At 55.7% G+C, this 22,585-nt stretch carries 26 protein-coding genes; 10 read left to right on the top strand and 16 right to left on the bottom strand.

Annotation, left to right across the window (positions count from 1 at the left end):
- Positions 1 to 83: 83 nt before the first annotated feature.
- Entirely contained in the window at positions 84 to 989 is a 906-nt protein-coding gene (locus D9K61_RS03620) for a LysR family transcriptional regulator (RefSeq protein ID WP_120631886.1), read from the bottom strand.
- 94 nt (positions 990 to 1,083) lie between these two features.
- On the opposite strand from D9K61_RS03620, the gene metF reads away from it, so the two are divergent.
- Both metF and D9K61_RS03610 read left to right on the top strand, forming a co-directional pair.
- A complete protein-coding gene (gene metF, locus D9K61_RS03615) occupies positions 1,084 to 1,950 on the top strand; it encodes a methylenetetrahydrofolate reductase [NAD(P)H] (RefSeq protein WP_120631885.1) in 867 nt (288 codons plus the stop codon).
- Positions 1,951 to 2,191: 241 nt separating this feature from the next.
- Complete coding sequence (locus tag D9K61_RS03610; protein WP_120631884.1) at positions 2,192 to 2,860, top strand: J domain-containing protein; 669 nt, start codon at positions 2,192 to 2,194, stop codon at positions 2,858 to 2,860.
- Positions 2,861 to 2,919: 59 nt separating this feature from the next.
- Here the strand turns inward: D9K61_RS03610 and D9K61_RS03605 are convergent, their stop codons facing one another.
- The gene (locus D9K61_RS03605) at positions 2,920 to 3,438 is read right to left on the bottom strand and encodes a YHS domain-containing (seleno)protein (protein ID WP_120631883.1); all 519 of its coding nucleotides are present in this window, start codon (positions 3,436 to 3,438) and stop codon (positions 2,920 to 2,922) included.
- A 248-nt stretch (positions 3,439 to 3,686) separates the two neighbouring features.
- Between D9K61_RS03605 and yghU the strand changes: the two genes are divergently transcribed.
- Positions 3,687 to 4,565, top strand: a complete 879-nt coding sequence (gene yghU / locus D9K61_RS03600; protein WP_120632093.1) for a glutathione-dependent disulfide-bond oxidoreductase — start codon at positions 3,687 to 3,689, stop codon at positions 4,563 to 4,565.
- Between the two features lie 66 nt (positions 4,566 to 4,631).
- On the opposite strand, the gene D9K61_RS03595 is transcribed toward yghU, so the two are convergent.
- Complete coding sequence (locus D9K61_RS03595; protein WP_120631882.1) at positions 4,632 to 5,420, bottom strand: SseB family protein; 789 nt, start codon at positions 5,418 to 5,420, stop codon at positions 4,632 to 4,634.
- On the bottom strand, positions 5,413 to 6,000 hold the full coding sequence (locus D9K61_RS03590; protein WP_120631881.1) for a uracil-DNA glycosylase family protein: 588 nt from the start codon (positions 5,998 to 6,000) through the stop codon (positions 5,413 to 5,415). Before D9K61_RS03590 ends, D9K61_RS03595 begins: the two co-directional genes overlap by 8 nt.
- A gap of 247 nt (positions 6,001 to 6,247) precedes the next feature.
- Between D9K61_RS03590 and D9K61_RS03585 the strand changes: the two genes are divergently transcribed.
- The 4 genes from D9K61_RS03585 to D9K61_RS03570 are packed head-to-tail and all read left to right on the top strand — an operon-like array spanning position 6,248 to position 10,819.
- Positions 6,248 to 6,907: an ABC transporter ATP-binding protein gene (locus D9K61_RS03585; RefSeq protein WP_120631880.1), complete on the top strand. Its 660-nt coding sequence runs from the start codon at positions 6,248 to 6,250 to the stop codon at positions 6,905 to 6,907.
- Positions 6,885 to 8,468, top strand: coding sequence for a capsule biosynthesis protein (locus tag D9K61_RS03580; RefSeq protein ID WP_120631879.1), 1,584 nt, complete (start codon positions 6,885 to 6,887; stop codon positions 8,466 to 8,468). Before D9K61_RS03585 ends, D9K61_RS03580 begins: the two co-directional genes overlap by 23 nt.
- A gap of 5 nt (positions 8,469 to 8,473) precedes the next feature.
- Positions 8,474 to 9,307: a 3-deoxy-8-phosphooctulonate synthase gene (gene kdsA, locus D9K61_RS03575; protein ID WP_120631878.1), complete on the top strand. Its 834-nt coding sequence runs from the start codon at positions 8,474 to 8,476 to the stop codon at positions 9,305 to 9,307.
- Between the two features lie 15 nt (positions 9,308 to 9,322).
- Positions 9,323 to 10,819, top strand: coding sequence for a phosphomannomutase/phosphoglucomutase (locus D9K61_RS03570; RefSeq protein WP_120631877.1), 1,497 nt, complete (start codon positions 9,323 to 9,325; stop codon positions 10,817 to 10,819).
- 44 nt (positions 10,820 to 10,863) lie between these two features.
- Here D9K61_RS03570 and D9K61_RS03565 read toward each other — a convergent pair whose 3' ends face one another.
- Complete coding sequence (locus tag D9K61_RS03565; RefSeq protein ID WP_120632092.1) at positions 10,864 to 12,822, bottom strand: AsmA family protein; 1,959 nt, start codon at positions 12,820 to 12,822, stop codon at positions 10,864 to 10,866.
- Positions 12,823 to 12,917: 95 nt separating this feature from the next.
- On the opposite strand from D9K61_RS03565, the gene rimO reads away from it, so the two are divergent.
- Positions 12,918 to 14,309, top strand: a complete 1,392-nt coding sequence (rimO, locus tag D9K61_RS03560; protein WP_120631876.1) for a 30S ribosomal protein S12 methylthiotransferase RimO — start codon at positions 12,918 to 12,920, stop codon at positions 14,307 to 14,309.
- Positions 14,310 to 14,442: 133 nt separating this feature from the next.
- Here the strand turns inward: rimO and D9K61_RS03555 are convergent, their stop codons facing one another.
- Positions 14,443 to 14,631, bottom strand: coding sequence for a hypothetical protein (locus D9K61_RS03555; RefSeq protein WP_254055665.1), 189 nt, complete (start codon positions 14,629 to 14,631; stop codon positions 14,443 to 14,445).
- 230 nt (positions 14,632 to 14,861) lie between these two features.
- Here D9K61_RS03555 and D9K61_RS03545 point away from each other — a divergent pair, with 230 nt between their 5' ends.
- Complete coding sequence (locus D9K61_RS03545) at positions 14,862 to 15,104, top strand: CDGSH iron-sulfur domain-containing protein (protein ID WP_120631873.1); 243 nt, start codon at positions 14,862 to 14,864, stop codon at positions 15,102 to 15,104.
- On the opposite strand, the gene D9K61_RS27415 is transcribed toward D9K61_RS03545, so the two are convergent.
- From D9K61_RS27415 to D9K61_RS03525, 5 genes are all read right to left on the bottom strand, one after another.
- Complete coding sequence (locus D9K61_RS27415) at positions 15,063 to 15,365, bottom strand: DUF6455 family protein (RefSeq protein ID WP_120632091.1); 303 nt, start codon at positions 15,363 to 15,365, stop codon at positions 15,063 to 15,065. The two genes, D9K61_RS03545 and D9K61_RS27415, sit on opposite strands and share 42 nt — an antisense overlap.
- The gene (locus D9K61_RS27795; RefSeq protein ID WP_371688448.1) at positions 15,337 to 15,510 is read right to left on the bottom strand and encodes a DUF6455 family protein; all 174 of its coding nucleotides are present in this window, start codon (positions 15,508 to 15,510) and stop codon (positions 15,337 to 15,339) included. Before D9K61_RS27795 ends, D9K61_RS27415 begins: the two co-directional genes overlap by 29 nt.
- A 139-nt stretch (positions 15,511 to 15,649) precedes the next feature.
- Complete coding sequence (locus D9K61_RS03535; protein ID WP_120631872.1) at positions 15,650 to 15,901, bottom strand: DUF6455 family protein; 252 nt, start codon at positions 15,899 to 15,901, stop codon at positions 15,650 to 15,652.
- 70 nt (positions 15,902 to 15,971) lie between these two features.
- Positions 15,972 to 16,340, bottom strand: a complete 369-nt coding sequence (locus D9K61_RS03530) for a YigZ family protein (RefSeq protein ID WP_174235076.1) — start codon at positions 16,338 to 16,340, stop codon at positions 15,972 to 15,974.
- A complete protein-coding gene (locus D9K61_RS03525; protein WP_120632089.1) occupies positions 16,337 to 17,044 on the bottom strand; it encodes a M48 family metallopeptidase in 708 nt (235 codons plus the stop codon). Before D9K61_RS03525 ends, D9K61_RS03530 begins: the two co-directional genes overlap by 4 nt.
- A 121-nt stretch (positions 17,045 to 17,165) precedes the next feature.
- Here D9K61_RS03525 and D9K61_RS26795 point away from each other — a divergent pair, with 121 nt between their 5' ends.
- Complete coding sequence (locus D9K61_RS26795; protein ID WP_162946737.1) at positions 17,166 to 17,414, top strand: hypothetical protein; 249 nt, start codon at positions 17,166 to 17,168, stop codon at positions 17,412 to 17,414.
- Between the two features lie 183 nt (positions 17,415 to 17,597).
- Here D9K61_RS26795 and D9K61_RS03515 read toward each other — a convergent pair whose 3' ends face one another.
- From D9K61_RS03515 to D9K61_RS03495, 5 genes are read right to left on the bottom strand one after another with little or no spacing between them, the layout of a single operon-like run.
- The gene (locus D9K61_RS03515; protein ID WP_120631870.1) at positions 17,598 to 19,085 is read right to left on the bottom strand and encodes a mannitol dehydrogenase family protein; all 1,488 of its coding nucleotides are present in this window, start codon (positions 19,083 to 19,085) and stop codon (positions 17,598 to 17,600) included.
- Complete coding sequence (locus tag D9K61_RS03510) at positions 19,085 to 19,858, bottom strand: L-iditol 2-dehydrogenase (protein ID WP_120631869.1); 774 nt, start codon at positions 19,856 to 19,858, stop codon at positions 19,085 to 19,087. Before D9K61_RS03510 ends, D9K61_RS03515 begins: the two co-directional genes overlap by 1 nt.
- Entirely contained in the window at positions 19,855 to 20,859 is a 1,005-nt protein-coding gene (locus tag D9K61_RS03505; RefSeq protein WP_120631868.1) for an ABC transporter ATP-binding protein, read from the bottom strand. The genes D9K61_RS03510 and D9K61_RS03505 overlap by 4 nt, the downstream gene beginning before the upstream one ends.
- Positions 20,860 to 20,871: 12 nt before the next feature.
- Positions 20,872 to 21,702, bottom strand: coding sequence for a carbohydrate ABC transporter permease (locus tag D9K61_RS03500; protein ID WP_120631867.1), 831 nt, complete (start codon positions 21,700 to 21,702; stop codon positions 20,872 to 20,874).
- Between the two features lie 11 nt (positions 21,703 to 21,713).
- Positions 21,714 to 22,580, bottom strand: coding sequence for a carbohydrate ABC transporter permease (locus D9K61_RS03495; RefSeq protein ID WP_120631866.1), 867 nt, complete (start codon positions 22,578 to 22,580; stop codon positions 21,714 to 21,716).
- Positions 22,581 to 22,585 lie beyond the last annotated feature (5 nt).

Below are 22,585 nucleotides of genomic sequence, written 5' to 3'. Positions count from 1 at the left end.
GTTCGGTCAAACCGCGCGTATACTGACGCAACGCCCCCTTGCCAAGAGGAATGATGTGCATAGCTGCCCCGCATGAAACGCCGCTACTGCGCCTGCAGCTTGTGCGCCTCGTCTCGGGCCAGTTTCACCAGCTCTTGCACAAAGGGTTTTTCCAAATCCTCGGATCGAACAGCCGCATACAGGCGGCGCGTGATCCCGTCTTTCGTCAGTGGTCGCGTGACATAGTCCGAGTTGTATTTGACCTCTCGCACGACCCAGTCCGGCAAGACCGAAATCCCACGGTTGGACGCGACCAACAACAGTATGACCGCTGTCAATTCCACCTGTCGGATCGTCGCGGGTTCGACGCGCGCTGGGATCAGCAACTGGCTGAACACGTCCAACCGCGTTCGTTCCACCGGATAGGTTATCAGGGTCTGGCCTCGGAAATCTTCGGCTTCGATGAATTCCTTTTGCGCCAACGGATGCGAGGAGGCCGCCACAAAAACCGCATTATAGTCGAACAGTTCGACAAATTCGACACCCGGCAAATGCTCGGGGTCCGAAGATACAACCAGATCTACTTCTTCTTTTTGTAATGCAGGCAGTGCGTCGAATGCCAAACCCGGACGAATGTCGACATCGACATCGCCCCAGGACTTTCGAAACGCCTCGAGCACCGGGAACAACCACTCAAAACACGCATGGCATTCAATTGCGATATGCATTCGGCCAGTGCGGCCATCTCTGAGCGACGAAAACTCCTGCTGGGTGGCCTCGACCTGTGGCAGAATTTGCTCGGCAAGGCGCAACAGGCGCAAGCCCGCAGCAGACAGTTTCATCGGTTTTGAGCGGCGCAAAAACAACTCGACCCCGGCCTGATCTTCAAGGCCCTTGATCTGATGGCTTAACGCTGACTGGGTGATATTCAGCTGATCTGCCGCCCGCGCAAGCCCACCGCATTCATGGATCGCCTTAACTGTCCGCAAATGCCGAAATTCAATATGCATAATTCACTGCGCTCATGTTGTTCTTGAAGAATATGAGTTTGTCTCACAATGCGTCACGTGGCACAAGTGGCCCAATTGATCCAATGAGGCCGTGATGACCAAACCTGAAATTTCATTTGAGTTCTTTCCTCCTAAAACTCTGGAAGCCTCATTCCGCCTTTGGGATACCGTGCAAACGTTGGCCCCCTTGGACCCTCGGTACGTCTCGGTCACATACGGTGCTGGTGGCACGACCCGAGAGTTGACGCGGGATGCTGTTTCAACTCTGCACAAATCCTCGGGGCTGCCCGTGGCCGCACATCTGACCTGTGTCGACGCTTCTCGGCAGGAGACGTTAGAGATCGCAGACACCTTCGCGCGCGCAGGTGTTCAGGACATTGTTGCGCTCAGGGGCGATCCACCCAAAGGCCAGGACCGGTTCGAACCGCATCCGGACGGATTTGCAAACTCGGTCGAGTTGATTTCCGCACTGGCTGAGACCGAAATGTTCAGCATTCGCGTGGGCGCCTACCCGGACACGCACCCAGAAGCCCAAGACGCCAGTGCAGGAATTGACTGGCTCAAAGCCAAGCTGGACGCCGGGGCGGACGAAGCATTGACCCAGTTCTTTTTTGAGGCCGAGACCTTTTTCCGCTTTCGGGACGCCTGTGCCAAGGCTGGTATCGATAAGCCAATCGTCCCGGGAATCTTACCGATCGAGAATTGGAAGGGCGCGCGCAAGTTTGCCCAGCGCTGCGGTGCGCACATTCCGACGTGGCTTGACCAGGCATTCGACAAGGCCGTCCGCGATGACCGTGAGGACCTGCTGGCGACTGCGCTGTGTACGGAACTGTGTTCAGACCTCATCGACGGCGGTGTAGATAAGCTGCATTTCTATACGCTCAACCGCCCGGAACTGACGCGCGACGTCTGCTTTGCGTTGGGCATTACGCCCAAAGCGGAATTGCAAAACGTCGCTTGATTCTCTCACTTGCCTGCAAAAAAGCCCGGGTCGCAAAACGGCCCGGGCGTTTTTGCGTCCATGTTTGTGTGATCCACTTCACAGTCCAGCGCACCCCCAAATTCCAAAGACGGAACAATCCGGTCTTCGCGTCTAAATTGTAGCGTCAATCATCCTCAAAACTCTGGGAAAATTGACAAAAATGTGACCGTGACCACACTGAGGCTGTGTAGTTGTTTTTAGTTTAATGAGTGATTTGAGTATGGAACCTGTAGACAAGATCAAGGCGCGCACTGACGCGTTGGCTGACCTGGGACTAGACGCAAATGCCAGCCCCGATGACATTCGAAACGCATGGCGACAGATCGCCTTTCATGCCCATCCTGACCACAAAGGCGGTGACTGTTCTGACTTTTCGCGCGCCAAAGTCGCCTATGACTATCTGCGCAAACAAGGGTTGACCGTCAAAGGTGCCGCGAATTCAGCAGCGCGACGGCCCCGGCGACCCCGTTTGAAAAAGCGCATCATCGAACTGGCCCAGGAAGACATCGCGGCGTGCGGGGCCATGCTGAACCCGGAACAGGCGCTGTCACATAACCCCGGGTTGAGTGACAGCTCACCAGACAAAAAATACTTCTCTGCATCGGATCACGTGCCGGAAGCCGTCGGATGCTTTGGCCGCAACCTGACCTATTTCGTGGCCACTTCGGTATGTGAAGGTGCAAACCGCGTGGCTTTGCCAACAAGTGTTCTAACCAACACCCGACACACGGAAACCGAGGTACTGAGCTTTCAATCGAAAGACATGGGCGCTGGTGAAGTTGTCGTTCCTGACACCATCTGCGAAAGCAAATTTCCAGGCGCAAAAAGCGTTCGGATCAGATTTGAGGCTGATCAGGACATGCGCGACGAATTCTGGCTGGCAAGCTAAGGTGCAAAGAAAAAGCCCGGCTTGCATGAGCCGGGCTGCTTGTTTCACGAAACAAACTTTTAGTTTGTGACGGGACCTTCCGAAGTGAACTTGGGAATAACGCTGGACGACGCATCCGCAGGCTCGATGCCGGGCCAGTTGCCTTCGGCCAGATTGATATTGCCGGGGACGTCTTCTTCCCAGAAGCCAACTACGACATCAGTGATGTTGAGGTACAGCTTGTCATCAACGATACGCCACAGGTTCGGGTTCGCCGGAACCTTGCCCCCGCGGGACACGCCATAGGCGCAGTGGCCGTCATATTGCGGCGCGTAGTAGGCAGGATTTTCCAGAAACTTATCGCGGTTCTCTTCCGTGGCAAAGGCCCAGGTGGCACCGTTGTAGTCTGCCGTGATTTCGGCTTGTCCACGCACGGGTTCGGGTTGCGACTGGCCAACACCAACCTGATCCAGGCTGCGATAGGCAACCACGTCATAGCCTGACACGGCAAATCCGGTACCATCAACATATTGCGGACCGGCAAAAGCCGGAACAGCAAGGGCAATGGCCGCCGCGATTGAAAGGGCAAAGCGTTTCATAGGGACAATCCTTTTTATGTCATCTGCATCAGGGGTGCCATGTTGGCGCGATCATCGTGACAATAAGCGATTCTTCCAAACTTCGTAGGGTCGCTCGCGCCGCTGTGACCACGGACGAAAAAACGTGAGAAGTTGCCCGCTGATTATTACAGATTGTGCCCCATGTTCGGGGTTGGAACATGAAAGTTGCAACATTAGCTGTAGATGCGTCGGGGTCGCGGCCCCGAAAACGTCAAGAAAGGCAGAAGATGAGCGATCAATCCACTTACACTCCTCCAAGCGTCTGGACCTGGGACAGCGAAAGCGGCGGACAATTCGCCAACATAAACCGGCCAATCGCCGGAGCCACTCATGACAAAGACTTGTCCGTCGGACGCCATCCTCTGCAATTGTATTCTCTGGCGACGCCCAATGGTGTCAAAGTGACTGTCATGCTCGAAGAGTTGCTGGCCCTCGGCCACGAAGGCGCCGAGTACAACGCCTGGCTGATCAATATCGGCGAGGGGGACCAGTTCGGCTCGGGATTTGTCGACGCCAACCCGAACTCCAAAATTCCGGCGCTTTGGGATCGGTCAGGCGAAGAACCCCTGCGCGTGTTTGAAAGCGCCTCGATCCTGTTTCATTTGGCTGAAAAATTTGACGAATTCCTTCCCAAATCCGGCCCCGAACGTACCGAGGTCATGAATTGGGTGTTCTGGCAGATGGGCAGTGCGCCGTATCTGGGTGGCGGGTTCGGGCATTTCTATGCTTATGCGCCGGAGAAATGGGAATATCCGATCGACCGGTTTGCAATGGAAGCCAAGCGCCAATTGGATGTTTTAGACCGGGAACTGGCCGACAAGACATATATCGCAGGTGAGGACTATACGATTGCCGATATGGCGATCTGGCCTTGGTACGGTCAATTGGTGCTGGGTCGCCTTTACAGCGCGGCTGAGTTTCTCGATGTGGACTCCTACAAAAACGTCATGCGATGGGCCAAACTGATTGATGATCGTCCTGCCGTCAAACGCGGCCGTATGGTCAATCGCCCCTTTGGTGAGCCGCATACGCAGCTTCATGAACGTCATGAAGCCAGTGATTTCGAAACGCGCACCCAGGACAAACTGGAAGCAAGCGTCGAGTAACATCACCCTCCATACCTGATCACGCAGCGCGCAAGTGCTGCGCGATGTCCTGTGGGTGTGCTTCGGCTACTTAAGGATCGGTGGTTTGTCGGGATTGCGACCCGGAGCCTGTCGCACCGGATCAACCGATTTCGTCTGCGGCAAGTCAAATCTTAGGCCGGTTTTTGCCAGCAAGGCAGCAGCCGCGTCTTCAGGCGCAAAAAACCCAACATCCATCGCACCCGCTTCTATTCCTGAAAATGTCAGCGCTTCGGAAGCCGCTTTAGCCAGTGCGGTTTCGGCACCCGCGATTGCGCCAACAAATCCCAGCAGATGCCCGATGACCCCTTCGTCAGACTTGGTGGCCACCAAATAAGCAGACTGAGCGAACCCTCCGGCCGTCGCCAGCTTGGCGTCCAGAGCAGTCAACAGGTTGTCCGGCAGGCCGGACGGCGGCAAAAACTCTGCCAGTTTTTCCTGCACTTCCTCAGGGGCGTGCTGCAACGTCGTCGCCAACCAGCCCAGCGCCTCTGCCGGGATCAACATCGAGGAGGAGGCGGTTTCAAGGTTCAAGCCCATACCGATCCCCTGCCCTGACAGCATTGACGACAATACCCGACCGGACAACGCCGCATAGGGCACAGGACGACCCGCGAATTGCGCCAATCGTTCCTCGCGGTCAAAAGCCAGCACGAAACGTCCATCTGCAACGTCGAACACTTCCGGTGAGATGTTTTCGCCCTGCGCTTCTTCGGTCAGCATCAGGAACAGCTCGCTGTCTGACAACCGTTCAAAGAACTTCAGCCTACAGGCATCGTCTTGCGGGTCGGCTTGCATCGCGGCATGGGCGGCGTCCAACGCCGTGGTCTCAGTCATTCAACACCTCTTGAACCCGGGCACGCAGGACCGGCAGCAGATCAGCCTCGAACCATGGGTTTTTCTTCAGCCATGCCGTATTGCGCCATGAAGGATGAGGCAAGGCAAAGACCTGCGGCGCATGGTCCTGCCAATTTCGAACCGTCTCGGTAACAGAGCTGCGCACGCCGAGGTGATATCTATGCGCGTGCCCTCCGACCAGCACTGTCAAAGGAACTTGTCCCAACGCCTGCATCACCCGATCGTGCCAGGTGGTGCCACAAATGGCAGGCGGCGGCAAATCCGCCTTCCGCGCGTCGTAGCCCGGGAAACAGAACGCCATCGGTACGATGGAAACACGCGCACGATCGTAGAAAACCGTTTGATCTATTCCCAACCAGTCACGCAAACGGTCCCCGGACGGGTCGGTGAAGGGTTGCCCCGATTTATGAACGCGTACGCCCGGTGCCTGACCGGCAATCAGAATAGGAGTTCCCGGCTGAAACCACACCACCGGGCGCGGCTCATGCGCTGTTTCGGTTTGCGCAAACGTGTCCGCGCAAATGCGGCATCCGCTGATTTCCTCTGCCAAGCTTTTCATCTGACTGCAAAGCGTCCCTAGCTGGATCTTGTGCACATCCGCACAGAAAGAATTTTATCGCCTGACCATGATCCAGTGCGCCACCCTAAGCGGCAACCAAACATCGTGTGATCCCCGTCATTATCGGTGAGCATTGATCATTTGTTTCATAATTCGACATAATGTAGCCAACATGAGACACTAGGAAACACGTTTCATCGCCACCCTACAAGAGCGACAAACAAACGGAATGAGCAGCAGGCCGCGAATGCTAGAATTCGAGAATGTCAGCAAATCCTTCTGGACCGGGACACGCCGCAAGGTGATTCTGGACCAAGTCTCATTCCGGATTGAACTGGGCAAGTCTATTGGTATCCTAGCCCCGAACGGGACAGGAAAAACCACACTAATCAATATGATGGCCGGTTTGGAAAAACCCGATGAAGGTGTGATCCGGCGCGAGTGCAGGATATCGTTCCCAATGGGGTTCACGGGTGGTGTTTCCGGCAAGATGTCAGCGTTGGAAAACGCACGTTACATCGCCAAAATCTACGGGATGGACCCCGACTACGTCGAAGCATATTGTAGCTGGCTGTGCGGCCTGGGTGAGTACTTCAACCAACCGCTTGCGACATATTCCTCGGGAATGCGCGCAAGGTTCACGTTTTCCCTGATGCTGGCACTGGATTTCGACATGTACCTTATTGATGAGGGGATGCCATCAACAACGGATGTTGAATTCAACAAAAAGGCGGGTGCGATTCTGCAGGAAAGACTGCGCACGACGACCATCGTGATTGTGTCGCACAGCCCCTCGATTCTGGAGAAGTTTGCGCAACAAGCCGCGGTTTTGCTGGACGGGCAGCTTTACATCTTTGAAACCTTGGAAGAGGCAAAGCAGTTATATGACTACGAAACCCAAGGTTAAGAAATACAACTGGCGCCGCAAACGTCAGGGAGAGGGTACGGCCGATGCGCGGTCGGACGCGATTTCGCGCATCCGCAATGCAACGCAATCCCCCGCCGCCGTGAACGAACCGCAACCCGGAACAGTGCTGGACGAAATCAAGCGCGAAGGTCTGACAGGTCGGCAACTGCGCATCGCGCGACGACTGGCCCAGAAAAACGGGCTGGCCGCAACGTCTGACTATGACGCTGTGCGTCTGTTGCGCAAGAAGGGCATTGATCCGTTCGAGCGTACAAATCTGCTGGATCTGGCATCCGTGTCAAAACCCAAAGATGACAAGAAGACCAAGCCGAAAGACAAGATCCAGATTCAATTACCGCAAACGGTACGGGAAGGGCCTCAAAATCTGCCGGGTCCGGAACTGAGCCCGTCTGAACGCCGCAACTTCGAAATCGGTGAGATTCAGAAAGACATCGCTCGGCGACGTCGACGCAAACTGTTTGCACTTTTTGCCCGAATGGCGGCTTTCGTGATCTTACCAACGTTTATCATTGGCTATTATTTCTACCGTGTGGCGACCCCCATGTACGCCAGCGACTCGTCTTTTTCGATATTGCAGGCTGATGGTGCGGCGGGCTCGATCGGTGGTTTGCTTTCGGGCACACAATTCGCAACCGCTCAGGATTCCATATCGGTTCAGGACTTTCTGGAATCCAAGGAAGCCATGTTGCTGTTGGATCGTGACGCCGGATTTGCTGATGTCTTCAAGCAGGATTGGATCGACCCAATCCAAAGACTGGAGGCCAATGCGACGCTGGAAGACGCATACAAACTTTACACTCGGATGATTACGATCGGCTACGATCCGACGGATGGCATTATCCGGATGGAGGTCGCGGCCCCCGACGCGCAAACATCCACCGAGTTTTCTGAGCGTCTGATCTCTTACGCTGAGGACCGGGTAAATACTCTCTCCGGAAAAAAACGCGAAGATCAGATGCGCGAAGCCCGGCAAAGTTTTGAAGCGGCTCAAGAATCTCGCAGGCTGGCGCAGGAAGACCTGATCGAGCTGCAGCTTCAGGGTGCCGTTCTGGACCCGGAAAACGTAATCGCCGGTTTGCGCGGCCGCATAAATGAGATTGAAATACTCCTTCAGGACAAAGAACTTGAACTGGCCGCCCTGCTCGACAATTTGCGCCCCAACAAGGCCAAGGTCGATGGGGTCAGCGCTGACATCGCCCGGCTGGAGAAGGTGTTAAAAGAGCTGAATGCAAAGATGCTGGATGCCTCTGCCGGCGAAAACTCGCTGGCGCGACTGAGTGTGCGGATCCAGATGGCTCAGGCCGACTTGGTGGCGCGGGATATGATGCTGCAAACGGCAATGCAGTACATGGAAACCACGCGGACAGAAGCCAATCGCAAAGTGCGCTATCTGACAGTCTCGGTAAACCCTGTGCCGAGCCAGGAACCCAGCTATCCGCGCAAGTTCGAAAATACGATTTTGGCTTTCCTGTTGTTTGCTGGTATCTACCTGATGATCTCGCTTACCGCGTCGGTCCTTCGTGAACAGGTATCCTCGTAAGACACATGAAACATGTAAAAATCTCCGATCTGATGGTCGGCAACGACCTTCCGCTGACCATCATCGCCGGCCCTTGCCAGCTTGAGACAGCAGACCACGCCCAAATGATTGCGGGCAAAATGAAAGAAGCTTGTGATGCCGCCGGCGCGCAGTATGTGTTCAAAGCCTCTTATGACAAGGCCAACCGTACGTCGCTTTCTGGCAAACGTGGCATGGGGATCGACGGCGGGCTTAAGGTTCTGGACGATATCCGCAAAACGATGGGCATCCCTGTCCTGACCGATGTCCACACCGAGGCGCAATGTGCCATCGCGGCTGAGGCGGTCGACGTGCTGCAGATTCCTGCCTTTCTGTGCCGTCAGACCGACATGCTGTTGGCGGCGGGTAATTCCGGAGCCGTGATCAATGTAAAGAAAGGGCAGTTTCTGGCACCTTGGGAGATGCCAAACATCGTTGCGAAAATTGAGAGCACGGGAAATCAAAACATCTTGCTGACCGAACGTGGCTCATCGTTTGGATACAACACTCTGGTCGCCGACATGCGGTCCCTGCCCCAAATGGCACAGACAGGGTATCCGGTCGTTATGGATGCCACCCATTCGGTACAGCAACCAGGTGGTCAAGGCGGGTCTTCTGGTGGCCAGCGCGAATTCGCTCCCGTGATGGCGCGGGCGGCGGTTGCGGTTGGCACGGCTGCGGTCTTTATGGAAACGCACCAAGATCCGGATAACGCACCCTGCGACGGGCCCAATATGATCTACCTGGACCAAATGCCCCAACTTATTGACACATTGATGCGCTTTGATGCGCTGGCCAAAGCTAATCCTATTCAGATTTAACGATTGAGACTTGTCATGACCAAACCGATCCCCGAGGTGACCCCAAACACCTGGAGCTTTCTGCGCGACGCGATGATCAAACCAACCGGATTCCGGGAATACGACGCACGTTGGAAGTATCCAGAAGAGATCAACCTGCCGGGCATGACCGCCCTTGGCATGGGTCTTGGAACCCAGATGCGCAGACGAGGCATTGAACCCGTTATTGCTGTCGGCAACGACTACCGAGACTACTCACTGGCCATCAAGAACGCGCTGATCCTTGGGTTGATGCAGGCTGGAATCAAGGTGATGGATATCGGCCCTGCGGTGAGCCCAATGGCGTATTTCGCACAGTTTCATCTTGATGTGCCTGCAGTGGCCATGGTCACGGCCAGCCACAACCCAAACGGTTGGACCGGGGTCAAGATGGGCTTTGAACGCCCACTGACACATGGACCGGACGAGATGTCCGAGTTGCGCGATATCGTGCTGAATGGCGAGGGCGTCGCCCACGAAGGCGGATCGTATGAATTCGTTGATGGTGTGAAAGAGGCTTATATTGACGATCTGGTCGGGAATTTCAAAATGTCTCGCCCGCTCAAGGTGGTCTGCGCGACGGGCAATGGGACGGCCTCGGCCTTTGCCCCCGAGATATTCGAGCGGATCGGTGTTGAGATTGTTCCCAGTCACAACGGCTTGGATTACACCTTCCCTCACTACAATCCAAACCCCGAAGCCATGGAGATGTTGCACGACATGGCCGATTCGGTGAAGTCCAGCGGTGCCGATTTTGCGCTGGGGTTTGACGGGGACGGCGACCGCTGTGGCGTTGTGGATGATGAGGGCGAAGAGATCTTTGCCGACAAAGTCGGCGTCATCATGGCCCGCGATCTGGCCAAGCTACACCCGGGTTCGACCTTCGTCGCGGATGTGAAATCCACCGGCCTGTTTGCCAGTGACCCTGAGCTGCAGGCCTTGGGCGTAAAGGCGGATTATTGGAAAACCGGCCACAGCCACATGAAACGGCGGGTCAAGGAAATCGGTGCTCTGGCTGGGTTTGAAAAATCCGGGCACTACTTTCTGGCAGAGCCGATTGGTCGTGGTTACGACTGCGGGATGCGCGTTGCGGTTGAGATCTGTAAACTGATGGATCGCAATCCGGATCAAAGCATGTCGGACCTGCGCAAGGCCCTGCCCAAGACCTGGTCCACGCCCACGATGTCGCCCTATGCGGCCGACACCGAGAAATATGACATTCTGCAGCGACTGGTCGATAAGCTGGTCGCCAAAGCCGACGCCGGCGACAGTTTCGCAGGCCGCGCGATCAAGGAGGTTGTCACGGTCAATGGGGCTCGGGTCATTCTGGACAATGGCAGCTGGGGTCTGGTTCGAGCATCGTCAAACACGCCAAATCTGGTGGTGGTCTGCGAAAGCAGCGAAAGCGAAGCAGAAATGCGCGCGATTTTCGCAGACATCGACGCAGTTATCAGAACCGAACCTGATGTCGGTGATTACGACCAGATGATCTGAGTTGCGGGGCGCCTTGTGCGCCCCGACCTTGGTGCCGATGCATTTCAATCGGCACCAAACAGTTTCAGCAAGCCCTTCTTCGCCTCTTCCTCAAGTTTGTCTTTGACGGCGTCTTCGATCTGGTCGCTATCCGTGATTGTTGTGTTCAATTCATCGCCGACCTTGTCAAAGACCTTTTGTTTGGCGTCGCCTTCCAGTTCTTTCACTTTCACATCCGCCGCGGCTTCGATGACCTTGGTCAGGTCCGGTTTGATCGAAGGATCGCTCCATGGCCCAACGATGCGAACCGGAACTGAAATTCCGGCACCCGAATTCGCGCGCAATGCAACCGGTGTGAACAGATAGTCGATGCTACGCGCACCCAGGTCGACAATACCCTTACCATCCGCGCGAAAGTTCTTCAGGGCCATCAGCAAGTCGTTGTTGGTCAGAACACCGTCGTCGATGACGTAGCTGGCGGTCAAGCTGTTGAACACTGTTGTGCCGCCCGATCCCGTACCGCGCCCCATTAAGCGATCCAGATCAAATCCCGAAATCACACCATTGCCTATTTCTACATTTCCCTTGCCACTGAGCGAGCGCATGATCTGATCCTCAGTCTGGCCAACACCCAGAAATTCAAATGTGCCCGCGCCTGTTCCCGAAAGGCGTTCAATCCCACCCAAAGTCGTCAGCGCTTGCTGAACATCGATCCCACTGACCTGCAGGTTTCCACCGACAGACAGCCCTTTGCGGTTATTGGCAACAACCTGCCCGTTCAATTGTCCAGAGAACAATGTGGCCGGATGCATCTGTAGAACGGCCCTTGAACGATCAAGGATCAGCGTGAGGTCACTGGGACCGAGGGTCATGCCGGGTACAGCGATCGACTTGGCTTTAAGCCGGATCTTACCATTGGCCAAAGACAGCGCCGACGCATCTATCCGTTCTTTTGACCACCCCTCATCGACAGAAGGAGCCGCACTTGAGCTTTGGCCCGAACTGCCTTCGCTTTCGGCGAAGTTGGACAAATCAAGATCTCCTACGTCCAGGCGTGCAGTGATCTGAGGCGGATCAGCGATCGTCATGTCCGCTTCTCCGTTAAACGTATTGGTGTCCAGTTTCGCCACCATGTCGCGCAACGAAACACGTCCGTCTTGGGTATAGGTCATCTGGCCGGAAACATCCGCAGCGCGCCCCAGACCCAATGGAACGGCGACGCCGGATTGTCCAAACGCGGCCAGCATCTTTTCGGTGTCCTTGGTGACAACCTTCACTTTGCCGTCCATTTCACCGACAAGATTCACGCGCCCATCGAAACCAATATCGCCACCTGGGGCTTTCAACGCCAGATCCAGCGGCGTCACGGTGCCAGATGCAAAGGCTGGCAGATCCGGGATCTTCAGATCGACCTGCACCGTACCTCCGGGTACAGCCATGTTGGCCTCCATCACCATGGGTGCTGTGACGTCCGGCCAACTAGCGGACAGATTGACCTGAGCAAAGTCCAGCGCAACCGTACCGTTTTCGACGTAGACAAGTCTTGCGTTGGTCAGCTCGAGGCCGTCCAGAGTAACCGCACCGGGCGCACCAGCCGAGGCCGAGCTTGCCGGTGCGTCACTTGTAGACGTGGCCTGCGCCGGGGCTGTAAGTTCCCAATTGCCGCGCCCATCAGACAGTTCGAGCCGCAGCACTGGGTTGTCGGCAAAAACACGCTTGATCCGTAAGTCACCCTTGATCAGGGCCGCCGCGTCGACGCCAACAGAAAGACTCTCGGCGCTCAACATAGGTTCGGGCCCAGCCCAGGTGGCATTGCCGAACGTCACCGGCCCAGTCTCCATTCCCAGAACAGGCCAGAAGGACAGATTGACATCACCGGAAAGTGTCAATTCCCGCCCTGTCTGGGCCCGAACCTGTTCAGACAGGATCGCGGCAAGTTTGTCGCCAGGCATCAAAAGCAATGCGCCGACGACCAGCCCAAACACCACCACTAGAATAAACAGAATGCGTATCAGCCATTTCATTTTCTGCTCTCCGCCTTTTGGCTTTCCTTTGTTACGATCATTCAAATGACACGGCGCATTTGCAAGGGGAAGCTTTCCCCACTATATGCCGCGCCATGACCACAAACCCGCCAAACCTCCGCCCCGACCTCGCGCCAGCCGCCCGGATCACCGAGACGCCCCGCATCGACCAACCGACGATCGGAATGGTTTCGCTGGGATGCCCAAAGGCTTTGGTCGATAGCGAACGTATCCTGACCCGGCTGCGTGCCGAAGGATATGGTATCTCGCCCGACTATGCCGGGGCCGATGCCGTGATCGTGAACACCTGCGGGTTCCTCGACAGCGCCAAGGCCGAGTCTCTGGATGCCATTGGCGAAGCTTTGGTTGAAAACGGCAAGGTCATTGTCACCGGATGTTTGGGGGCTGAACCAGATTATATCCGCACGCATCATCCGCGCATCATGGCCGTAACTGGCCCACATCAATATGAACAGGTTCTTGATGCGGTGCATTCTGCCGTGCCAGCTGACCCAAATCCCTTCGTAGACTTGCTGCCCGCCAGCAGCGTTCGGTTGACCCCCCGCCACTACAGCTATCTTAAGATTTCCGAGGGCTGTAACCACAAGTGCAGGTTCTGCATCATTCCTGACATGCGCGGAAAACTGGCCAGCCGCCCGGCCCATGCCGTGCTGCGTGAGGCGGAAAAGCTGGTCGACAATGGCGTGCGCGAGTTGTTGGTTATTTCCCAAGACACATCGGCCTACGGCCTGGACCGCAAATACGATGTGAACCCATGGAAAGACCGCGAGGTGCGCAGCCATATCACCGACCTCGCCCGCGAGTTGGGACAGCTCGACGCCTGGGTTCGGCTGCACTACGTCTACCCCTACCCGCATGTCCGCGACCTGATCCCGCTGATGGCGGACGCGGGGTGCAACGTGTTGCCGTATCTGGACATCCCCTTCCAGCATGCCCATCCGGATGTCCTGAGGCGTATGGCCCGCCCGGCCGCTGCTGCAAAAACACTGGAAGAAGTTCAAGCGTGGCGGGACATTTGCCCTGACATCACCCTGCGTTCGACATTCATCGTCGGATACCCGGGGGAAACCGACGATGAATTCCAGACACTGCTAGACTGGATGGATGAAGCGCAGTTGGATCGTGTTGGTTGTTTTCAATACGAAAACGTCGAAGGCGCCAGATCAAACGACCTGCCGGGTCACGTGCCTGCGGAGGTAAAGCAAGACCGCTGGGAACGGTTTATGGAAAAAGCCCAGGCTATTTCCGAAGCCAAACTGCAGGCGAAAGTTGGTCAGACCATAGATGTGATTGTGGACGAAATCGACGACGAAGCTGCAACCTGCCGGACCAAGGCCGATGCGCCAGAAATTGATGGGAACCTGTTCATTGATGACGGGTTCGAAAACCTCAAACCCGGGGATATTGTAACGGTCGAGGTCGATGAAGCCGGAGAGTATGACCTTTGGGGGCGTCTAAAGCCCTGAGCCGCATTTGAGCCCAATCTCGGATCGGCGTAAATCCGCCCGTTAAACATCTAAGCACAAAAAAACCGCCCCGAAGGCGGCACGACAATCGAAAAATGCAGGCGGTCCACAGTTGGGACCGCCTGCGAAAAGCTTATTGACCAACCGGGTTACAGACGGTCTGGCCTGCTTCGGTTGTTGCCAGATCGTAACCGGCTGAACAGCTGGGCGAACCAGCCTTGTCATAGCTGGGCTGAACGTAAACCGGGGTCGGCTCTTCTTGCTGCGCGCACGCGGTCAGGATCAGAGCGAATGCGCCAACTGCAGCGAATTTGAGTTTCATGTCCATCAGTCCTCTATTACTTTTCTGATATTGCCCAGTTTTTCGGGGCCGCAACCAGAATACGGGCTGAACGACAATCTGGCAACAGAATCGATCACTTGGCCGTGATCGCTGGCGGAACCACGCTTGGGCAGCGTCGAATATTGCGGGAAAATTGGGCGTCGCTGTCCTTTTTGCCATGTTGCTCTAAACTGATTTGACGACATCAGCCAAAAAATCGGAGGAGCCACATGTCTGAACCCCGAATCGTTGCTCAGAATTCACCATTTCCCGTCGAGGTAACCGAAGGGAAAAGCTATTTTTGGTGCGCATGTGGCAGGTCAAAACGTCAACCGTTTTGTGACGGGTCCCACAAGGGGACGGGTTTGGAACCTGTGAAATACACGGCCGATGCCAGCAAAAAATTGTTCTTCTGCGGGTGCAAGCAGACGTCAAAGCCTCCGCTTTGCGATGGCTCTCATTCTCGCCTTTGACCCCCAGTTCAATGCATTCAAGGCGTCTGCGTTGGCACAGAAGTCGGGCACAAGGCCCGCCCATTCCTGTTGCGTTGCAAGCCAGATTTCGCAGCGCCCACCGTTGAGGCACCTCCGGCAACGCGTGATAAGTTCAGCATAACCTTCGGGTGAAAGTTGCCCGTCAGCCATAGCCTCGGTCAATGAAATACCAACACAACGGGCAACGGATCGCGTGAGCCAGAAGTGTTTCTCAATATCCCCGAGTGGATCTTGCGGCATCAGGCCCTCGCAACAGTTGGGCTTGCAACGCTGCAAACCGGTCCCGATTTGGACAACAACTAGGAGCCTTGGCACCAGAGCAATGACGATCCAGCCAATCCGGACAATCCCGCGCCCATGCGCATCCGCGGCAGAACTGACCCATTTCTGTCCAATCGTCGTGGCGCAGATGCCCATGCTGATGGGCTGACACAAGATCTGTTCAGGTTACCTGAGCCATCCGCAGAGCAAGCCCGAAGTGGGTCATGAGATCCCCTAAACGCGACATACAACCCCCTCCTCTGCTAAGGCATCAGCTTATGAAGAAGGTCCTTGTTGCGACAATACTCGGGCGTGTGGCTCAGAGAAACTGCGCCATTTATTATATCCTGGCAATGCGCAGGGTTTGGGCATTCTGTGCACCGCACAACAGCGTCAGAGATTTGATCGATAGAAACAGAACCATCAATGGCAGCCTCTTCCAGATCAACGTCAAGCATCTTTGCCATCTCATCCACCAGTCCGGCGTGCAGTCGCAAGGTCTCTCGGCTGGGCATGCTAGGTCCTTTCCCTAAAGCGAATTGCCCAAAGGATACCGCCTGCCGTCACTGAAACCTTTGACACAGGTCAAGGTGCGACGTCCATCTGGTCAAGATAGGTGCGTGTTGCATCCTGCACCCGGCGAAACCGGTCGCCGCCCAGCTTTTTGCCGCCATACCAGCGGGTAACAATGATCACATGGCTCTCAAGACCGGCGCGCTGCATCATTCGAAGGATCACCATGCCAGCACCACCTTCGCCGTCATCCGCCTTCAATGCCCCGGTCGGCAGTGTTGCGGCCCAAGTATTATGCGTGGCCTTGGCATAAGTCTTGTCTGATTTCAGCTCATTCAAAACGGCATCGATTTCAGCTCTGGACGCGACACTTGCACCCGAGACGGCGTATTTCGATCCCCTATCCGTCAAGATCACGCCAAGCCTGACCACGGTAGTCATTGCGTCAAGCCAAGTTTTCTAGACGTCTCAAGCACCCTTTGAACCCGCTGCGCATTGGGTGGATGGGATCCAAGAAACTTATCGCCTGGGTCCGGGATTCGATCAAAGAACTTGGCCCCAATCAGGGGGTTGTAGCCCGCATTATGCGTGATGATTGTTCCCAACTCGTCAGCTTCCAGCTCAAAATCCTTCACATAGGCTTGAACGCCGACCTTGGCGCCTAGCTTTTGCGCCTCTTCGATTTCTGCATCACTTCCGCCTCGCTGTCGTTCCTGATCACCGAACTTCGTTGCCGCGTCGCTGGCGTTTTTGGACTGCCGGGCAATGTGCCCCAAAACATGATGTGCCGCTTCATGCCCCATGACAAAAGCCAGCTCGTCTTTGTTTTGCGCCGAACGGATCATGGAACGGGTAAAAATGATCACAGGTTGGTTGTTCTCATCCAAGGTTTGAAAGGCGTTGGCTGGTGCCCGCGGGTTCACGTCGACCATGACCCTGAAATCACAATTCTGCTTTCGTGTCTCACGCAAACACTGCGTTCGCGCCTCGCTCCCGATCGCGCGACTTACGTCGCGAAAGGTCGCGGCTGAGACCGGTGTGCCAGACGTGGGTTGATCCCATTCGTCAGCTGGAACCACACGAAGGATATCTGTTTCACAAGCCGCCAACAGCAGGAAAAACAGCAAGAAAATTACACGATGCATTTTATTTCCTTTGAGCGCGTCCGGCCGTCGGGCCAACATAACGTTACCTATGCGGTGCCGCCACTGACAGATCAATGCACAACGGGTTGCATTGCGCGTCAACGAGCTGCACTCTGCCTATATGTTTTCGATTGAGCATGAATTCGACTCGACGGTCATTACTCTGGTGGACGAAGGCCCAAAACCTTTGCAAGAGGATGTCGTGATCAACAGTTTCGCTGAATGCGTAACTTTAGAGCAATTTGACGCGCGCACAGAGCAGGTCCAGAAAATAACCCTGTCACCTGAACAGATCCGCGATCTGGCTGCAGCGTTGGATCTGCCTGAAGGGGTTTATCAAATTCGGGAAACTCAAGATCAGGAATCATAGGAAATTAACCTTTTCGCGGCGCGTCTGGCTTTGTTTCAGCATTGGGTTTGAAAGGGCAATCCCAATACTTTGAGCGAAGCTATCTCACTCCGGTTAACTTGCCTTATCGCTTCTGCAAAAAGAGAGACCAAAAACGTGAATTCAGGCCGGTTTTTTTCGGGAACTGACCCAATTCCGAAAACCTCATTTCAAGTAGCTGTTAATTGCCTCCCGACACCCGTTTTGCCAGATCAAGGACAACCAATTGGAAAACTCCTGTGAAAAGCGGTGCTCGAGCCCGGTTTCGCCGTACAGGTTTGTCTGACCTATCCATGCTTGTGGATCATCCTTGGCGGCCAGAGCTGTAGCCTTCAACCCGGCCCATAACGGATCGTTCGCTTCGATCTCTGTGCCGTCGTCGCGAACACCGGCGCACATCCGCGCCCAAAAAGCGGCTGCCAAAGCGAGCCCTTTAACAGACCCGCCAGACCTAAGCGCGTCTCGAAGCGAAGGAAGCAAAAATCCGGGATGGCGCGACGATCCGTCAAAGGCAACGCGGCGGGTCGTGTCGTGGATCGCAGAATTCGCGAAACGACGCTCAACTAGTTTGAGGTATTCGTCAGGTCTCGTTCCCGAAACGGCCGCCACATGCGGCACAATTTCTTCGACTTGCACTTTTCGGAAAAATTCCAGAACACCAACATCTTGCATACAATCCGATATCGTCGGGATGTTTAGAATTTCTCCGACATTGGCAAGCAGCTGGTGACCACCGTTCAGAATCCTCAACTTCATGGCCTCGTAGACATGAACGTTGTTTGTCATCGTCACGCCAACATCTTCCAAAGAAGGTCGTCCCGCGCAGAACTGGTCTTCAACCACCCACTGGCGAAAATTTTCATGTGTAACCGGGGCGAGATCGTCAACGCCCAGCTCTCTGCACTGGGAAACAACCTGATCCGTCGTGGCCGGGACAATGCAATCCACCATGGAATTCGGGAAGGCCCCGTTCTGATCGATCCAGTTTGCCAGATCGACGTCAGACAGGCGCGCCAAACCCACAACGCAATTGCGCAGGATATCTCCATTGCCTTGCAGATTATCGCAACTCAGCGCCGTAAAGGGAACCACCCCGGCCGTCCTGCGCTGGCTAAGGGCGGCGACGATGGCACCAAACACGGTTCTTGGTTCGGTCGGGTTTTGCGCGTCGTGGCGGATGTCGTCATCCTGCACATCAAACGCGCCGGTGTTGGGATCCAGAAAGTAGCCGCCTTCTGTCACCGTCAAGGACACGATCCGGATTGCAGGGTCGGACATTTGTCGGATCAAGGGCGCATTTCCTGCCTCAATCGGCAGGTAGTCTGTCATCGGGCCGATCACCTCGGCAGAAACGCCTGACGGATCAAGCTCAATGAGTGTCGTAAGATAGTCCTGCCGACGGAGCTTTTCGCGCATAGCAGCGTCATAGCTACGCACGCCTGCACCGACAATTGCCCAGTCATGGGCGGCGCCCTGCTGCATTAAGCGATGCAAATACCAGGCCTGATGCGCGCGATGAAAATTTCCGACACCAATATGGACAATGCCAGGTTTCAGGTTGGATCGGTTATACGACGGGCGTTCGATGGATGCCGGCAGATCAGCAAGCCGATCAAGCCCTAGCTGGACAGATGCATGTGCCAGAGATCCCATCAGCTCATCCAGTTTCCGCCATCGACATTGTATGTCTGAGCCACAATGTAGTTTGCCTCATCTGACGCGAGAAACACCGCGATGCCCGTCAAATCTTCCGCGCGGCCCATGCGCCCGTAGGGAACCGCCGCCGCGACTTCGCGCTTTTTCTCACCCGGCGCTTTGCCTTCATGTTTTGCAAAGAAAGCGTCGACTCCATCCCAATGCTCACCATCCACAACGCCGGGCGCAATGGCATTCACGTTGATGCCGTGAGAAATGAGGTTCAGACCTGCCGACTGTGTTAGTGAGATGACGGCTGCTTTGCTTGCGCAATAGACGGCGACCAAAGGCTCTCCGCGGCGTCCAGCCTGCGAAGCCATATTGATGATCCGACCTTTTACCTCGTGTTCAATCATATGCCGTGCGACGGCTTGCATCGTGAACAAAGTGCCCGCGACATTGATGTCAAAAACGCGGTCGTAGTCGCCACGTTCAATTTCGGTAAGGGGCGCGGCTGTAAAGATGGCAGCGTTGTTGACCAGGATATCGATTGCGCCAAACTGTCTAGCGGTGTTCGCGATTGCAGCGTCAATGCTCTGCTGATCGGTAACATTCATTTCGACAGCTATTGCGGCTTCGCCAATCTCAGCAGCAGCTTGGCGCGCGCGCGCGATATCAATATCCGCAAGAGCCACGCGCGCGCCTTCAGAGACGTAGGCCCTGGCAAACGCCAGCCCGATCCCTCGTGCGGCGCCGGTGATCAGCGCGGTCTTGCCTGCCAGCCGGGTCATTCGATCCGTAGTCCTTTCGCATCAAAACGATGTATTACGTCAGTGCGTGGCGTCAGATGGATGCGATCCCCGTGCTTAAAGGCCACTTCGCCGTCGGCCCTCACGGTGATCGTTTCGGCCAAACCGGTCTCATGCACATGGAAAAACGTGTCAGATCCCAGATGTTCGGACACGCTGACCTTTCCGGACCACGGACCTTCGCTATCGGACACCGCGATATGCTCGGGGCGCACACCGATTGTATGGGCGCCATGTTTCGCGGCCTCTTGCCCTTCGATGAAGTTCATCTTGGGTGAGCCGATGAACCCCGCGACGAATAGGTTGCGCGGCGCGCGGTAGAGGTCCAATGGGCTGCCAACCTGTTCGATCACGCCGGCATGTAGAACTACGATCTTATCGGCCATCGTCATCGCTTCGACCTGATCATGAGTTACGTAGACCATCGTGGTTGCCAGACGCTCGTGCAGTTCGCTGATTTCGAGTCGCATGCCGACGCGCAAGGCGGCATCGAGGTTCGACAGGGGTTCGTCGAACAGAAATGCGGCTGGTTCGCGAACAATTGCACGCCCGATGGCAACGCGTTGGCGCTGACCTCCGGACAATTGCCCGGGGCGACGATCCAGATAGTCCGTCAGATTCAGAACACTTGCGGCGCCTTCCACACGACGGTCAATCTCGGCCTGACTCAGTTTCGCCATGCGCAGCGGAAAGGCGATGTTCTTGCGCACGGTCATATGCGGATAGAGCGCGTAGGATTGGAATACCATGGCCAGGCCGCGTTTCGCGGGCGGTACATCCGTCGCATCTGCCCCGTCGATGTCCATCGAACCTGAGGTCATATCTTCAAGACCCGCGATCAGGCGAAGCAGCGTGGATTTACCGCAGCCCGAGGGACCGACGAAGACGGTGAATTCGCCATCTTCGATGGTCAGATCCAGCGGAGGAATGACCTGTACGTCGCCGAAGCTTTTGGTCACGGACTTGAGTTGAATGCGTCCCATGAGGAGTGCTCCTTATTTCACAGCGCCGAAGGTCAGGCCGCGGACAAGTTGTTTCTGGCTGAACCAGCCAAGGATCAGGATTGGTGCAATCGCCATTGTCGAGGCTGCGCTAAGCTTGGCAAAGAACAGACCTTCCGGGCTGGAATAGCTGGCGATGAAAGCTGTAAGGGGTGCCGCATTGACTGCCGTCAGATTGAGGGTCCAGAACGCCTCATTCCAAGCGAGGATGAAGTTTAACAAAACCGTAGAGGCAATGCCGGGAATGGCCATGGGTGTCAGGACATAGAGGATTTCCTCTTTCAACGTCGCCCCGTCCATCCGCGCCGCTTCCAGAATTTCACCGGGGATTTCGCGGAAGTAAGTGTACAGCATCCAGACGATGATCGGCAGGTTGATGAGCATCAGCACAACCACCAGCCCCAGACGGCTGTCCAAAAGCCCCATCCGGATGAACAGCAGGTAGATCGGGTAAAGTACGCCCACCGCTGGCAACATCTTGGTAGACAGCATCCACAGCAGGATGTCTTTTGTGCGCTTCGATGGAACAAAGGCCATGGCCCAGGCGGCAGGCACCGCGATGATCACACCCAGGATCGTCGAACCGCCCGCGATGATGACCGAGTTCCACAGGAACCGCATATAATCAGAGCGTTCCTGTACGATGGCGTAGTTTTCCAGCGTCCAATCGAAGCTAAGGAAGATCGGTGGGCTGGCAATCGCCTGCGCCTCGGTCTTGAAGCTGGTCAGGATTGTCCACAGGATCGGGAAAAATATCAGTAGTCCGACTGCCCAGGCGAGGGCCGTGTTGAAGGTTTTGCGTTGTGTCGTGACGGCGCGGGCCATGTTTTGTCTCCTCACGCGTCCAGGTTTTTGCCAACGATGCGCATCAGGAAGATGGCAACGATGTTGGCTAGGATGATGGCGTAGACACCTCCCGCTGATCCAAGGCCAACGTTCTGGCTTTCCAACACGCGCTGGAAGATCATGTAGGTCAGTGTTCGGGTGCCGAATGCGCCGCCGGTGGTCACGAAAATCTCGGCGAAGATCGACAGCAGGAAGATCGTCTGGATCAGGATCACAATCGTGATGGCGCGACCGAGATGCGGCAGAATGATGTGATAGAAGCGTTTCAGCGGCGGCGCACCGTCCATCTCAGCCGCTTCCAGCTGTTCGCTATCAAGCGACTGGATTGCAGTCAGTAGGATCAGCGTCGCGAAAGGCAACCACTGCCAAGAAACAATCATCACGATTGAGGGCATAGAGGCCTCGGACAGCCACGAGATGGGTTCCGCCCCGAAAAAACGCCAGAGATGAGCGAACAACCCGTTCACAGGGTCCATGAACATGTTCTTCCAGACCAGAGCCGAGACGGTCGGCATGACAAAGAACGGCGCGATGACGAGGATGCGGACAACGCCTTGCCCCCACATCGGCTGATCCAGCAGCATCGCCAGAAGAATGCCCAAAATGACTGTAATCACCAACACGCCGCCAACGATCACCAGTGTCGCCTGAACCGCTGGCCAAAAGGAACTGGAGGAAACGAACCGAACGTAATTATCGAACCCGACCCAACCCAGATCACCACCGCGCAGTGGCAGATACTTCTTGAAGGAAAAATACAGAGTCATTGTCAGCGGCACCAGCATCCAGCCAAGTAACAGGACCACTGCGGGTGCCATCATCAGGCGAGCAACGGATCGGGAATGTTGAGTAGCCATGACGC

Source organism: Ruegeria sp. EL01 (assembly GCF_900313035.1).
Taxonomy (GTDB): Bacteria; Pseudomonadota; Alphaproteobacteria; order Rhodobacterales; family Rhodobacteraceae; genus Ruegeria.
The sequence above is the reverse complement of the archived record's forward strand: the minus strand, read 5'-3'. Positions and strand labels throughout refer to the sequence as shown.